The 12,624-nt window shown below is 74.6% G+C and carries 10 protein-coding genes; all 10 read right to left on the reverse strand.

Going from position 1 to position 12,624, the window contains the following annotated elements; translation table 11 throughout:
• Positions 1 to 2,433, reverse strand: a 2,433-nt coding sequence (locus MCM47_RS00005) for a nitroreductase family protein (RefSeq protein WP_238739841.1), incomplete at its 3' end; no start/stop codon positions are given.
• 557 nt (positions 2,434 to 2,990) lie between these two features.
• Positions 2,991 to 4,286, reverse strand: a complete 1,296-nt coding sequence (gene cbiE, locus MCM47_RS00010) for a precorrin-6y C5,15-methyltransferase (decarboxylating) subunit CbiE (RefSeq protein WP_238739842.1) — start codon at positions 4,284 to 4,286, stop codon at positions 2,991 to 2,993.
• A 212-nt stretch (positions 4,287 to 4,498) separates the two neighbouring features.
• Positions 4,499 to 5,164 (reverse strand): GNAT family N-acetyltransferase, encoded by a 666-nt coding sequence (locus MCM47_RS00015; RefSeq protein ID WP_238739843.1) that lies wholly within the window; start codon positions 5,162 to 5,164, stop codon positions 4,499 to 4,501.
• 206 nt (positions 5,165 to 5,370) lie between these two features.
• Complete coding sequence (locus MCM47_RS00020) at positions 5,371 to 6,198, reverse strand: MetQ/NlpA family ABC transporter substrate-binding protein (protein WP_238739844.1); 828 nt, start codon at positions 6,196 to 6,198, stop codon at positions 5,371 to 5,373.
• A gap of 74 nt (positions 6,199 to 6,272) precedes the next feature.
• On the reverse strand, positions 6,273 to 7,010 hold the full coding sequence (locus MCM47_RS00025; RefSeq protein ID WP_238739845.1) for a methionine ABC transporter permease: 738 nt from the start codon (positions 7,008 to 7,010) through the stop codon (positions 6,273 to 6,275).
• Complete coding sequence (locus MCM47_RS00030; protein WP_238739846.1) at positions 7,007 to 8,047, reverse strand: methionine ABC transporter ATP-binding protein; 1,041 nt, start codon at positions 8,045 to 8,047, stop codon at positions 7,007 to 7,009. Before MCM47_RS00030 ends, MCM47_RS00025 begins: the two co-directional genes overlap by 4 nt.
• A gap of 554 nt (positions 8,048 to 8,601) precedes the next feature.
• Entirely contained in the window at positions 8,602 to 9,105 is a 504-nt protein-coding gene (locus MCM47_RS00035; protein ID WP_238739847.1) for a GNAT family N-acetyltransferase, read from the reverse strand.
• A 409-nt stretch (positions 9,106 to 9,514) separates the two neighbouring features.
• Complete coding sequence (locus tag MCM47_RS00040; RefSeq protein ID WP_308222261.1) at positions 9,515 to 9,772, reverse strand: hypothetical protein; 258 nt, start codon at positions 9,770 to 9,772, stop codon at positions 9,515 to 9,517.
• 112 nt (positions 9,773 to 9,884) lie between these two features.
• Positions 9,885 to 11,324: an argininosuccinate lyase gene (argH, locus tag MCM47_RS00045; protein ID WP_238739848.1), complete on the reverse strand. Its 1,440-nt coding sequence runs from the start codon at positions 11,322 to 11,324 to the stop codon at positions 9,885 to 9,887.
• An 84-nt stretch (positions 11,325 to 11,408) separates the two neighbouring features.
• A complete protein-coding gene (locus tag MCM47_RS00050; RefSeq protein ID WP_238739849.1) occupies positions 11,409 to 12,602 on the reverse strand; it encodes an argininosuccinate synthase in 1,194 nt (397 codons plus the stop codon).
• Between the last annotated feature and the right edge of the window lie 22 nt (positions 12,603 to 12,624).

A 12,624-nucleotide genomic window follows, 5' to 3' on the forward strand; every position in this document is an offset into this window, starting at 1 on the left:
GGGGAGCGTGTCCGCGTACGCCTCGCGCTGGCGCTCGGCCAGTTCGTGCATCTTGCGGCGGGTCTTTGCCGAGCGGATCACCACGAAGTCCCACGGCTGGGAGAAGCCGACGCTGGGCGCGGTGTGGGCGGCCTCCAGGACGCGGATCAGCACCTCGTGCGGGATCGGGTCCGGGCGGAAGCCGTTGCGGATGTCGCGGCGCTCGCGGATGACCTGGTGGACGGCCTCGCGGCCGGCGTCGTCGAAGCCGACGGCGGCAGGGCCGCGCGGCTCGGCGGGCTCCTCGGGCGCGGTCTCCTCGGGCGCGGTCTCCTCGCCCGGGGCCTCCTCGGCGGCGGGCTGCTCGGCGGGCGCGTCCGGGCCGGCCTCGGCGGCGACGGCCTCGGCGGCGCTGTCAGGCTCGCCGGCGACGGCCTCGTTCACGGAGGACTCGACGGGGGCACCGGTGCCGGGAGCCTGGTCCGCCGGGGCGGCCTCGGGCTGGGCCTCGGCCCCGGCCTCGGCGACGGGCTCGGTGGCCGGCGTGGGCTCGGGCGCGACGGCCGGCTCGCCGGCCGCCTCGCCGGCCGGTGTCTCGGGCTGACCCGCGGGCTCGATGGTCTCGACGGTCTCCGGTGTCTCCGCGGTCTCCGCGGCCGGGGTGGCGGCGTCGGCCGGAGCCGGCTGGACCTGCTCGGCCTCCGGGCCGGCGACGACCTGGCCGGACGGCATCTCGCCGGTGCCGACAGCCGTCTCGGCGGCGGCCTCCGGCAGGGCCTCGGACTGCTCCGCGGGCTGCTCCACGACCGCAGCGTCCACCGGCTCGGCCACGGGTTCGGCGCCGGGGGCGGACTGCACGGACGGCCCCTCCTGCGCGGCCCCGGCCGGCTGGGCCGCCTCGGCGGTCACGACCTCGTGCTGGTCGGCGGGCGCTATGGGCACGGACTGCTCCACAGCCGCGTCCTCGCCGGACCGGACCGGCTCGGTGGCCTCGACCTGCGGGAGGCCGTGCGGGGTGGGCGCCGCCAGGAAGGCGGAGATCCGACGGGGCTGGCCGGCCTGGCCGGCCTGCTGCTCGGCCTGGGCGGCGGGCTCGGCCGGCGCCGCCTCCGCGGCAGCGGCGGGAGCGCCGTGGGCGTCGCCGGGCACGGCCTCGACGGCGGCGTCGACGGCGGCGGGCTCGCCGGGGACGGTCTCGACGGGGACGGTCTCGACAGGAGCGGCGGACACGTCGACCGCGACCGGCCCGGCCGGCGCGTCGGCGGCCTCCGGGGCCACCGCGAGCTGCTCCACGCCGCCCGACGCGTCGACGACCGGAGCGGCGCCCGGCGCGGCCACGACCGCCTCCGGTGCCACCGGCGACCCGGCGACGGGCACGGCCTCGGCGGCAACCGGCTGCACACCCGGCACGCCCTCGACCGCCTGGCCGCCGTCGACCTGCCCGCCGTCGACCGGCTGGGGGGCCTGCGGAGCGTCCTGGACCGGCTGCTCGACGGGGACCGGCTGGGCGACCGGGGTCGGCTGGGCCTGCACGGGCACGGCGGCCTGCGGCTCAGGCTGGCCGACGACGACCGGGATGCCGTGCGCCGGCGTGCCGCCCAGCGAGGGACCGCGGTCGGCGAGCGAGCGGACCGGCACCTGGCCGGTCATCAGCGACGGGTCCGGGATCGGCGGACCGGCGTGCAGCGGGCGGCGCGGCGGCTGAGCCGCCGTCACCGGTTCCTGACCCTGCGGCTGGACCGGGACGTGGATGCCGTGGCCCTGGGTCTGGAGGGGCTGGACCATCGGCTGGCCGGACACCGGCTGGCCCGGCACCGGCTGGGCGGCCTGGTCGGCGCCGAGCGCCGGGGGGTCCAGCGGCGGCCAGGACGGCTCGACCGGGGTGCCGGGCAGGCCCTGCTCGGGGCTCTGGTCGGCGGGAGCGGCGACGGGCTCGCCCCAGGAGCCCTGCGGGCCGGGCATCAGCAGGACGTCGTCCTCGTCGTCCAGCAGGTCCGGCTGGTCGTCGTCGGGCTGGTCGAGGAAGTGGAAGGCGGGACGCGGCGCGCCCGGGTCGACGGCCCAGCCCTCGCCGGGAACGCCGGCGACTCCGGCCACGCCCGGGGCACCGGGCACGCCGGCGCCGGGCACACCGGGGACCGGGGCGAACTGGCCGGGCACGCCGATCGGCTGGCCGTGGCTCTGGAAGTCCTGCGAGGGCACCCCCCCGGTCAGGCCGCCGTCCGGCACACCCGGGTTCGGCATCAGGGGGCTCTGCATCGCGGGGTTCGGCATCGCCGGATCGGGCATCGCCGGGTTCGGGACCACGCCGCCGTCCACCGCGGCACCCTGCACGGGTACGACGCCCTGCGCGGGGGCGACGGCCGCGACGCCCCCCGGGCCGCCGAGCGGGTCGGGCCCGGCGAGCAGGTGCTCCGGGTGTCCCTCGTTCGGGACGTGGCCGCCATCGGTCATGTCAAAGCTCCTTCCAGGCCGCTGCCGCGCCCTCGGCGACGCGATCACCGACCGCAGCGCCCATCCGCACGGGTCGGGCCTGCACCGGCCCGCCCCTCAACCACACGCGGCCGCCGCGCCGAGGCGCTGCGGCCGAAGTCCTTCCGGCGCGCTGCGGCACCCCGGCCCGCGCACCGCCCGACGGGGCGGCGCGTCAACTGAAACAACGACAGGCCGGGGCAACCGGCACGACCGCACCGGACCCTACGGCATTCTCCCGGTCCGGCGGGCGGCCCGTCGAATCGCCCACACTCCGAGCCGGACGGGGTTGCGTCGCGTCAGGAAAGGCGACAAACCGACCGGATCGGGCGGGCTGCCGGACGCCGCCTGCGTCCCGGACGCCACACTACCGGCCCGGCGGCGCCGCCTCTCGAATCAGTGTCCGGATGCGACCTGGATCACCGCTTCGCGGCGGCCCGGGCCCCGTCCGGACCGGGCCCGGCGCCCCGCCGCCACAGGTCCGGCGGCCGAACCCTCACCGGATTCGCCAGCGGGCCACCACCGGCGGCACCGTGCCTTCACACGATCTGCTCACCCCAGAGCAGCAGCACGCCGGCGGCGCCCGCCCCGAGCCGCAGGCCGGCGCTCGCGCCCGCGCCCGCCGGCTCGGCCGTCGCAGTCTCCAGGGGCTCCAGGGGCGTGGACTGCAGCAGTGCGCCGTCCGCCCGGTAGCCGGCCTCGGCGATGGCGCGGCGGACGTCCTCCGCCTCGGCGAACGTACGGGCCACCGCCACGAAGCGGTCGGGGCGGCGGGCGAGGGCGGCGCGCACCACCGCCGGGCCGCCCGCCTCGACCACGACGGCGTCCGGCTCCGGCAGGCCGCCGAGCACCTCCGGGCCGCCGCCGTGGACGGTCTCCACCTCGACGCCGTAGCGGCGGGCGTTGACGGCCAGCCGGGCGCAGGCCGAGCGGTCGGCCTCGACGGCGACCACGGCCGCGCCGAACCGGGCCGCCTCGACCGCGAGGGCTCCGTTGCCGGCGCCGACCGACCAGACCAGGTCGCCGGGACGGGCACCCAGACGGGCCAGCACGAAGGCACGGACGTGCGCCGGGAGCGTGTCGGATGCGCCCAGCGCGTCCGCCGCGCTCCCGGCGCCCGCGTACGCCTCCGCCGGAAGCGCCCAGCCGCGCTCCGGGCCGGGGTAGCCGACCGGGCGCCCGGCCAGCCAGCCGGCCGCCTCGGAGACCGCGCCGTTCTGCGGGCCGCCGCTGTTGCCGCCGATCACGAGCACCACGTTGGGGTCGCGCCAGTCGTGGTCGGCGACCCGGTCGGAGGTGAGGACGGTGACGTCCTCGTCATCGGTACCGAGCGCCTCGCAGACGACGAAGGTGCGGTGCACCCCCCGGAGCATCAGGGCCAGCTCGCTCGGGCCGGCACCGGGCGCGGTGAGCACGGCGACCTTCTGGTGGGCCCGGCAGATGTTGGCCGCGCGGCGCAGTCGGCCGCCGTGTGCGCTGACCACCTGGGCGTCCTCCCAGGGCATGCCCGCGCGGGCGAAGGCGGCGGCGACCGAGGAGACCGCGGGCAGGACCTCCAGTTCGAGGCCGTACTCGGGGCGGCGCAGGGTGCGGACGACGCCGAAGAAGCCGGGGTCGCCCTCGGCCACGACGACGACGGCGCCGCGGTGTTCGGCGATCCGCCGGGCGGCGAGCTGGACGTTGCCGAGGACGAGCCGTTCGGCGGCGGCGGGGACCGGGAGGGCGCTGAGCTGGTAGGGCGCTCCGGCCACCAGGGTCGCGGCGGCGAGGGCCGCGCCGGCGGCCTCGGTCAGCGGGGTGCCGTCCCACCCGATGACCGTGATCCGGTCAGCCATCTGCGGCCGCTCTCCCTCGCCTCGTGCCCCGACATGCCGCGCCCGCGTTCGGCGCCGGTGGAGAGGTTACCGGGTGTGATCCCCGGTACGCCGACATCTCGCACACCTGTCCGGCGCACGCCGGCGCGCGGGTGGCTCCGCAGGCCCGGCGCCCCCGGTCCGGCGCGCGCGGTGGACCGGCTGCCCGTCGGCTGCAGCCGCGACGGGCGGCGTCAGTCGCGCAGGACGTAGCGGTGGTGGTCGCCGTGCCAGCCGATCTCCCGGTCGGCCGGCTGCTCCAGGTCCTCCGGCAGGAGGCTCCACAGGATGAGGTCGCTGCGGCTCTCTCCCCCGGTCCGGCGGTCGGCCGCCGCGCCGATCGCCTCCCCGGCCTCGCCGCGCACTATCCAGGCGCTGCGCAGCACGCCCTCGCTGATGCCGCCGATCTTCTGGGCGACCTGCTGGGCGGCGGTGTTGCCGGCGGCGGTGCGCATCTCCAGGCGCAGGAAGCCGCGGTCCTCGAAGAGCCACTGGGCGACGCCGAGGACGGCCTCCGGCGCGTAGCCCTCGCCGCGCGCCCAGGCGGCGGTGACGTAGGCGATCTCGGTGGAGCGCAGCCGCCAGTCGGTGTTCCGCAGTTCGACGAGGCCGACCAGACGCTGGGTCAGGTGCTCGACGACGGCGAAGACGATGCCGCGGCCGGCCGCCCGGTGGTCGGGGGCGAGGGTGCGGGCGAGCTCTCGCGCGTGCGCCTCGGTGAAGGGCTGCGGCTGGTCGGTCCAGGCGAGGACGAGGTCGTCGGCCATCATCGCGACCAGGCCGGGGGCGTCGTGCTCCGCAAGGGGGCGCAGCAGCAGCCGCTCGGTGCTGATGGCGGTCTCGGGGAAGCTCGCTGCCATGCCGTCTCTCCTCGCCGGGTCGTGGACACACCGTACGCCTCGCCGGTCCCCCCGGTGTCACGCGGTGCGCGGACCGGACGACGGTACGTCAGAACACGGTCTGTCAGGGCGTCACTCGTGCATACTGCCCGACCGGGCCCCCGCCGAGGTGCGGCGGGGGCCCGGTCGAGAGGTGCGGGTGCCCGTGCGGGGGTCGCGCGTCCCGGTCAGAAGGCCGGGATGACGGAGCCCTGGAAGGTGTCGTCGATGTACTTCTTGACCTCGGCGGAGCGCAGCAGCTCGGCGAGCTTCTTGACCCGCGGGTCGTTCTCCTTGCCCTTCTTCACGGCAAGGATGTTGGCGTACGGGTTGCCCTCGGCCTTCTCCAGGACGATCGCGTCGGTGGCCGGCTTGAGGCCGGAGTCGAGCGCGTAGTTGCCGTTGATGACGGCGGCGTCGAGATCGGCGACGGAGCGGGGCAGCTGGGCGGCCTCCAGCTCCTTCCACTTGAGGTTCTTGGGGTTGGCGGTGATGTCGGCCGGGGTGGCCGCGGTGCCGGCGCCGTCCTTGAGGGTGATCAGCTTGTTGTCGGCGAGCAGCTTGAGCGCGCGGCCCTCGTTGGTGGCGTCGTTGGGCAGGCCGATGGTGGCGCCGTCGGGGATCTCGGTGACGGACTTGACCTTCTTGGAGTAGACGCCCAGCGGCTCCAGGTGCACCGGCGCGACCGAGACGATGGCCGTGCCGTGCTTCTTGTTGAAGTCCTCCAGGTACGGGACGTGCTGGAAGTAGTTGGCGTCGGCCGAGCCGTCCTGGACCGCGGTGTTGGGGGTCACGTAGTCGGTGACCTCCTTGATGTCGAGCTTGAGGCCGGCCTTCTCCGCCAGGTGGTCCTTGACGTACTTGAGGATCTGGCCGTGCGGGGTGGGGCTGGCGGCGACGGTGAGCGGCGCGTTCGGGTCGGAGGAGCCGGACGAGCCGGAGCTGCCGCAGGCGGCCAGGGAGAGGGCGATGCCGGCGGTGGCGAGGACGCTGGTGAACTTCAGGGCGTTGCGCACGAAAAGTGCCTTTCTGCGTGGTGCGGGGAGCCGCGGCCCGGGTCGGGCGCGGGAGGTCCGGGGGGTGCCGAGGTCTAGGAGGTGACCAGGTCCTCGTCGAGGGCCGTCGCGCGGGTGCGGCGCCCGCGGAGCAGCCGGGTGCGGCCGGCGACGCCGCCGCGGTGGGAGAGGCGGCGGACGGCGTAGTCGCCGATCAGCTGGACGGCGGTGACGATGATCGCCAGCTCGGCGACGATGACCCACATGAAGGTGGTCTCGAAGCGCAGGTAGCCGTAGGTGATGGCGAGGTTGCCGAGGCCGCCGCCGCCGACGGTGCCGGCCATCGCGGAGTAGCTGATCAGCGTGATGACGGTGGTGGTCAGCGAGGCGGTGAGGCCGGGCAGGGCCTCCGGGATCATCGTCTTGCGGACGATCGTCCAGGTGTCGCCGCCCATGGCGCGGACCGCTTCGATCAGGCCGCCGTCGACCTCGCGCACGGAGGTCTCGACCAGGCGGGCGAAGAACGGGATGGCGCCGATGGTGAGCGGGACGGTGGCGGCCTGCCAGCCCAGGGAGGTGCCGACGATCAGCTTGGTGAAGGAGAACAGCGCGACCATCAGGACCAGGAACGGCAGCGAGCGCGCGATGTTCACGACGGCGCCGATCACCCGGTTGACCACGACGTTCTCCAGTGCGCCGCCCCTGGCGGTGAGCACCAGCAGGATGCCGAGCGGGAGGCCGAACAGCACGCTGCCGAGGGTGGAGACGCCGACCATCTGGAAGGTCTCCCAGGTGGCGGGCCACAACAGTGTCTGCATCTGGTCCCAGGTCATGCCGCCGCTCCGCTCGCCTCGTCGTCGCCGTTCGCCTCGATCACGTCCACCTGCAGGCCCTGCTCGCGCAGGAAGCCGATCGGCACCACGTTGTCCGCACGGCCGCCGGGAAGCTCGACCCTCATCCGGCCGACCGTCCGGCCGGCGATGGTCTCGACAGCCGCGCCGAGGATGTTGATGTCGATCTGGTAGGTACGGGCCAGCTGGGAGACGAAGGGCCGGGCCGAGGTGTCGCCCTGGAAGGTGATCTCCAGCACGGTGGCGCCCGGGTGGCCGGTGCCGAACTCGCCGAGCGGGAAGAGCTCGCGGGCCAGTTCGGAGTCGGTCCTGGTGAGCAGGTCGGTGAGCTCGCCGGACTCGACCACCTTGCCGCCGCGCATCAGGGCGGCGGAGTCGCAGACGGACTTGATGACGTCCATCTCGTGGGTGATCAGCAGGACGGTGAGGCCGAGCTGCTGGTTGAGATCGCGCAGCAGCTTCAGGATGGAGCGCGTGGTCTCGGGGTCGAGCGCGGAGGTGGCCTCGTCGGAGAGCAGCACCTTGGGGTCGCCGGCGAGGGCGCGGGCGATGCCGACGCGCTGCTTCTGGCCCCCCGAGAGCTGGCTCGGGTAGCTGCGGGCCTTGTCGGCGAGGCCGACGAGGTCGAGCAGTTCCGCGGCCTTGCGGCGGCGCTCGGTGCGGTCCAGGCCGATGATCTCCAGCGGGAGCTCGACGTTGTCCTGCACGGTGCGGGAGGCCAGCAGGTTGAAGTGCTGGAAGACCATGCCGATGCGGCGGCGGGCCTCGCGCAGTTCGCGGCCGGCGCGGTTCTCGCCGCCGGAGAGCGCGGTGAGTTCGACGCCGTCCACCGTGACGGTGCCGGAGCTGGGGCGCTCCAGCATGTTGACGCAGCGGATGAGGGTGGACTTGCCGGCACCGCTGGTGCCGACGACTCCGTAGACCTCGCCGGGTCGGACGTGGAGGTCGACGCCGGCGAGGGCGGTCACCTCGCGGCCGCGGGAGCGGTAGACCTTGGTGAGGTCCGTGGTGGTGATCACAGCTGTTTCCGTTGGTCGGGGGCGGGCGGCGTGCCGCCGCCGGACCGGGTTGCGGTCGACGGCGAGGACGGCGTTGTGCCGGAGGACGGCGTTGTGCCGGGGGGATCCGGACCTGCCACCCCTCGTTCACCACCGCCGGACGGGCGGGCCGCGCGACGGCGCGGCCCCGACGGGTCGTCAGGGAGCGCCACCGGCCCGGGGACGGGCAGGCGGGGGGAGGGGGGTCGGGCTACTGGCAGGCGCGGCGCTCACGCAGGGCGCGGGAGGCGGGGTCTCGCTTCGGGGCGCGAGGAGGGAGGCGGTGGCCCTCAGCAGTGACACATTCGACGACACATGGCACGCTCACCTGCCGGCATGGTGCCGGTGGGGGTGCAGTTCGTCGTCGCAGTCATGTGAGCCAGTAAATCAGATGGGCGTATTTGCGCCCAATTCTTGGCATCCGCTGTCCGCAATGCGGACACACAACGCCCCTACCTGCAACGATACGGCCCGGCACCGCCTCCGGAGCGTCCGGATGGTGGCGGTGCCGGGCCGGATGGGGCGGCCGCGCGAGGTCAGGCGGTGGCGGCGAGCGGGGCCGGGACGGGCTTCTCCAGGTGGACCAGGGTGAGCCGCCCGCTGATCTGCTCGACGGCGGTCTGCCGGTAGCCCTGCCGGGCGTAGAGGCGCAGGTTGCCGAGGCTGCGGTGGCCGGTGAAGAGGCGGAAGGCGGTCACCGGGCGGCCGTCCTCGGCGAGACGGCGCTCCAGCGCCTCCAGCAGGCGTCCGCCGAGGCCGTGCCGCTGCATCCGGGGGTGGACCACCAGACGCCCTATCCGGGCGACGCCGTCGGTGCCGATCCGGCCCCGGACGGTGCCGACCACCTCGTCGCCGAGCCGGGCCACGAGGAACTGCTGCTCGGCCAGTTCGGCGCGCAGGCTCTCCAGCGTCTGCGTCAGCGGGTCCAGGGTCCAGTCGCCGTACAGCTCGGCCTCGCCCTGGTAGCCGAGGTACTGGAGCTTGAGGATCTGCTCGGCGTCCTCGGCGGCGGCCGCCGAGATGATCACGCTCATGCCCATGTGCTGGGGCCTCCCCATCGTCGTGCCCGGCGCGCGGATGTGAGGGTGTCGCACCGGATGCCCTGCCGGAGGTGTCCCGGCCGGGGATCGGCCCTGGCCGGGGTGGCGCACGAACGTACCAGCCGCCCGGGCCCTGGTGGGGCCGACGGGCCGGCAGCGTCGTTCACGCCCGGTGTCCGAGCGCTCGCTCCGCCGTCAGGAGCTACGTTCGCCAGCGCTCTACCCGCGCGTCAGCTGCTCTCAACCTTTCGACCGCCGGACGTGGCGAGGGTCACGTCGCTCGACGGGCGGCTGTCACGTCGCTTGACGGGCGGGGGTCACGTCGGGCCCGCCGGACGGGCGCCGGAGCGGGCCTGCGGCACAGCGGACCAGGCACAGCGGACCAGGCGCAGCGGACCAGGCGCAGCGCTCAGGCGTAGCGCTCGGCGTGGAGGAGGACGCGCAGACAGGCGAGGCAGCGGGCGCGGGTGGGTCCGATGGAACCGCGGGGCATGCCCAGGCGTTCGGCGATCTCCCGGTAGGTGGGCGGCGGGTCGTCGGTGAGGGCCGTGACGAGTTCGGGGCAGCGGCCGGGCAGCGCGGCCACCGCCTCGCGGACGAGGCGGCGCCGGAGCTCGGCGAACACCTCCTCCTCGGCGGAGCGGACGGAGGGAAGGTTGGTGCACATACCGGGGATGACCGGGCGCGGGCGGGACCGGTTACGGGCGGGCGGTGGCGTGCACGCGGGAGGGGCGCGGCGATCGGTCTGCCGCGCCCCTCCCCCGGGTGCTGTCGACGGGTCAGCCCCGGACCCACTCCTGCTGGACGGCCAGGTCGGCCTTGACCTCGGCGAGCTGGACCGCGACCGCCGAGGGGGCGGTGCCGCCGCGCCCGTTGCGCGAGGCGATCGCGCCGTGGACGCTGAGCACCGACCGCACCTCGGGCGTGAGGTGCTCGGAGATGGCGGCGAACTGCTCGTCGGTCAGGTCGCCGAGCTCGATGCCCTGCTGCTCACAGAGCTTGACGCAGGCGCCGGCCACCTCGTGCGCGACGCGGAACGGCACGCCCTGCCTGACCAGCCACTCGGCGATGTCGGTGGCGAGCGAGAAGCCGGCCGGGGCGAGCTCCTCCAGCCGCTCCCGGTGCACGGTGAGGGTGGCCATCATGCCGGTGAAGGCGGGCAGCAGCACCTCCAGCGTGTCGCAGGAGTCGAAGACCGGCTCCTTGTCCTCCTGGAGGTCCCGGTTGTAGGCCAGCGGCAGCGCCTTGAGGGTGGCGAGCAGTCCGGTCAGGTTGCCGATCAGCCGGCCCGACTTGCCGCGGGCCAGCTCGGCGATGTCCGGGTTCTTCTTCTGCGGCATGATCGAGGAGCCGGTGGAGAAGGCGTCGTGCAGCGTGATGAAGCCGAACTCCTTGGTGTTCCAGATGATCACCTCCTCCGCGATCCGGGAGAGGTTGATCCCGATCATGGCGGTGACGAAGGCGAACTCGGCGACGAAGTCGCGCGAGGCCGTGCCGTCGATGGAGTTGCCGACCGAGCCGCCCTCGAAGCCGAGGTCGGCGGCGACGGCCTGCGGGTCGAGGCCGAGCGAGGAGCCGGCCAGGGCCCCGGAGCCGTACGGCGAGACGGCGGTGCGGGCGTCCCACTGGCGCAGCCGCTCGGCGTCCCGGCCGAGGGCCTGCACGTGCGCGAGGACGTGGTGGGCGAAGAGGACCGGCTGGGCGTGCTGGAGGTGGGTGCGGCCCGGCATGGCGGTGTCGGGGTGCGCCTCGGCCAGGCCGACCAGGGCGTGCTGGAGGTCCAGGACCAGGGCGCCGATGATCCTGGCGTGGTCCCGCAGGTACATCCGGAACAGCGTGGCGATCTGGTCGTTGCGCGAGCGGCCGGCCCGGAGCTTGCCGCCGAGGTCGGCGCCGAGCCGCTCCAGCAGGCCGCGCTCCAGCGCGGTGTGGACGTCCTCGTCGGCGACGGTACCGGTGAAGGTGCCGGCCTCGACGTCGGCGAGCAGCTGGTCCAGCCCGGCGAGCATGGCGTCGAGCTCGGCGTCGCCGAGCAGGCCGGCCCGGTGCAGGACGCGGGCGTGGGCCTTGGAGCCGGCGATGTCGTACGGCGCCAGGCGCCAGTCGAAGTGCACCGACGCGGAGAGCCTGGCCAGCGCCTCGGACGGGCCGTCGGCGAAGCGCGCGCCCCAGAGGCGCAGCTCAGGACTGTTACTGGCGGCGGTCCGGTCGGCAGGCATCGCTCGGGCTCCTTGCGCGTGAGGGGGGTGGTGGGGGCGGGCCCCGGCCGGGCGGTGGTGCGGCCGGGGCCCGGGGCGGACCGGTCAGGCCAGGTCGCGCCGGGCGGCGATCTTCGAGGAGAGGCCGAAGATCTCGATGAAGCCCTTGGACATCGACTGGTCGAAGGTGTCGCCCGTGTCGTAGGTGGCGAGGTTGAAGTCGTACAGCGACTGGTCCGACTTGCGGCCGTTGACGACGGCCCGGCCACCGTGCAGGACCATCCGGATGTCGCCGGAGACGTGCTGGTTGGCCTCTTCGACGAAGCCGTCCAGGGCGCGCTTGAGCGGCGAGAACCAGAGGCCGTCGTAGACCAGCTCGGCCCAGCGCTGCTCCACCTGCCGCTTGTAGCGGGCGAGTTCGCGCTCGACGGTGACGTTCTCCAGGGCCTGGTGGGCGGTGATCAGGGCGATCGCGCCGGGGGCCTCGTAGATCTCCCGGGACTTGATGCCGACCAGCCGGTCCTCGACCATGTCGAGGCGGCCGACGCCCTGGGCACCGGCCCGCCGGTTCAGCTCCTCGATGGCCTGCAGGACGGTGACCTTGCGGCCGTCGACGGCGACCGGGACGCCGGCCTCGAAGGTGATGACCACCTCGTCGGCCTCGCGCGGGACGGCCGGGTCCTGGGTGTACTCGTAGACGTCCTCGATCGGGGCGTTCCAGATGTCCTCCAGGAAGCCGGTCTCGACGGCGCGCCCGAAGACGTTCTGGTCGATCGAGTACGGCGACTTCTTGGTGGTGGCGATCGGCAGGCCCTTGGACTCGGCGAAGGCGATCGCCTTGTCCCGGGTCATCGCGTAGTCGCGGACCGGGGCGATGCACTTCAGGCCGGGGGCGAGGGAGTTGATGCCGACCTCGAAGCGGACCTGGTCGTTGCCCTTGCCGGTGCAGCCGTGGGCGACGGTGGTGGCGCCGTGCTTCTGCGCGGCGGCGACCAGGTGCTTGACGATGACCGGCCGGGACAGGGCGGACACCAGGGGGTACTCGCCCTGGTAGAGGGCGTTGGCCTTGAGGGCCGGGAGGCAGTACTCGTCGGCGAACTCCTCCCGGGCGTCCGCGACCTCGGCCTCGACGGCACCGCAGTCCAGCGCACGCTGGCGGATGACGTCCAGGTCCTCGCCGCCCTGGCCGACGTCGACGGCGACGGCGATGACCTCGGCGCCCGTCTCCTCGGCGATCCAGCCGATGCAGACGGACGTGTCCAGACCGCCCGAGTAGGCGAGTACGACGCGCTCGGTCACGGCTTTCTCCTTCACAACTGTG

The organism is Kitasatospora sp. A2-31, from assembly GCF_022288725.1.
Classification (GTDB): Bacteria; Actinomycetota; Actinomycetes; order Streptomycetales; family Streptomycetaceae; genus Kitasatospora.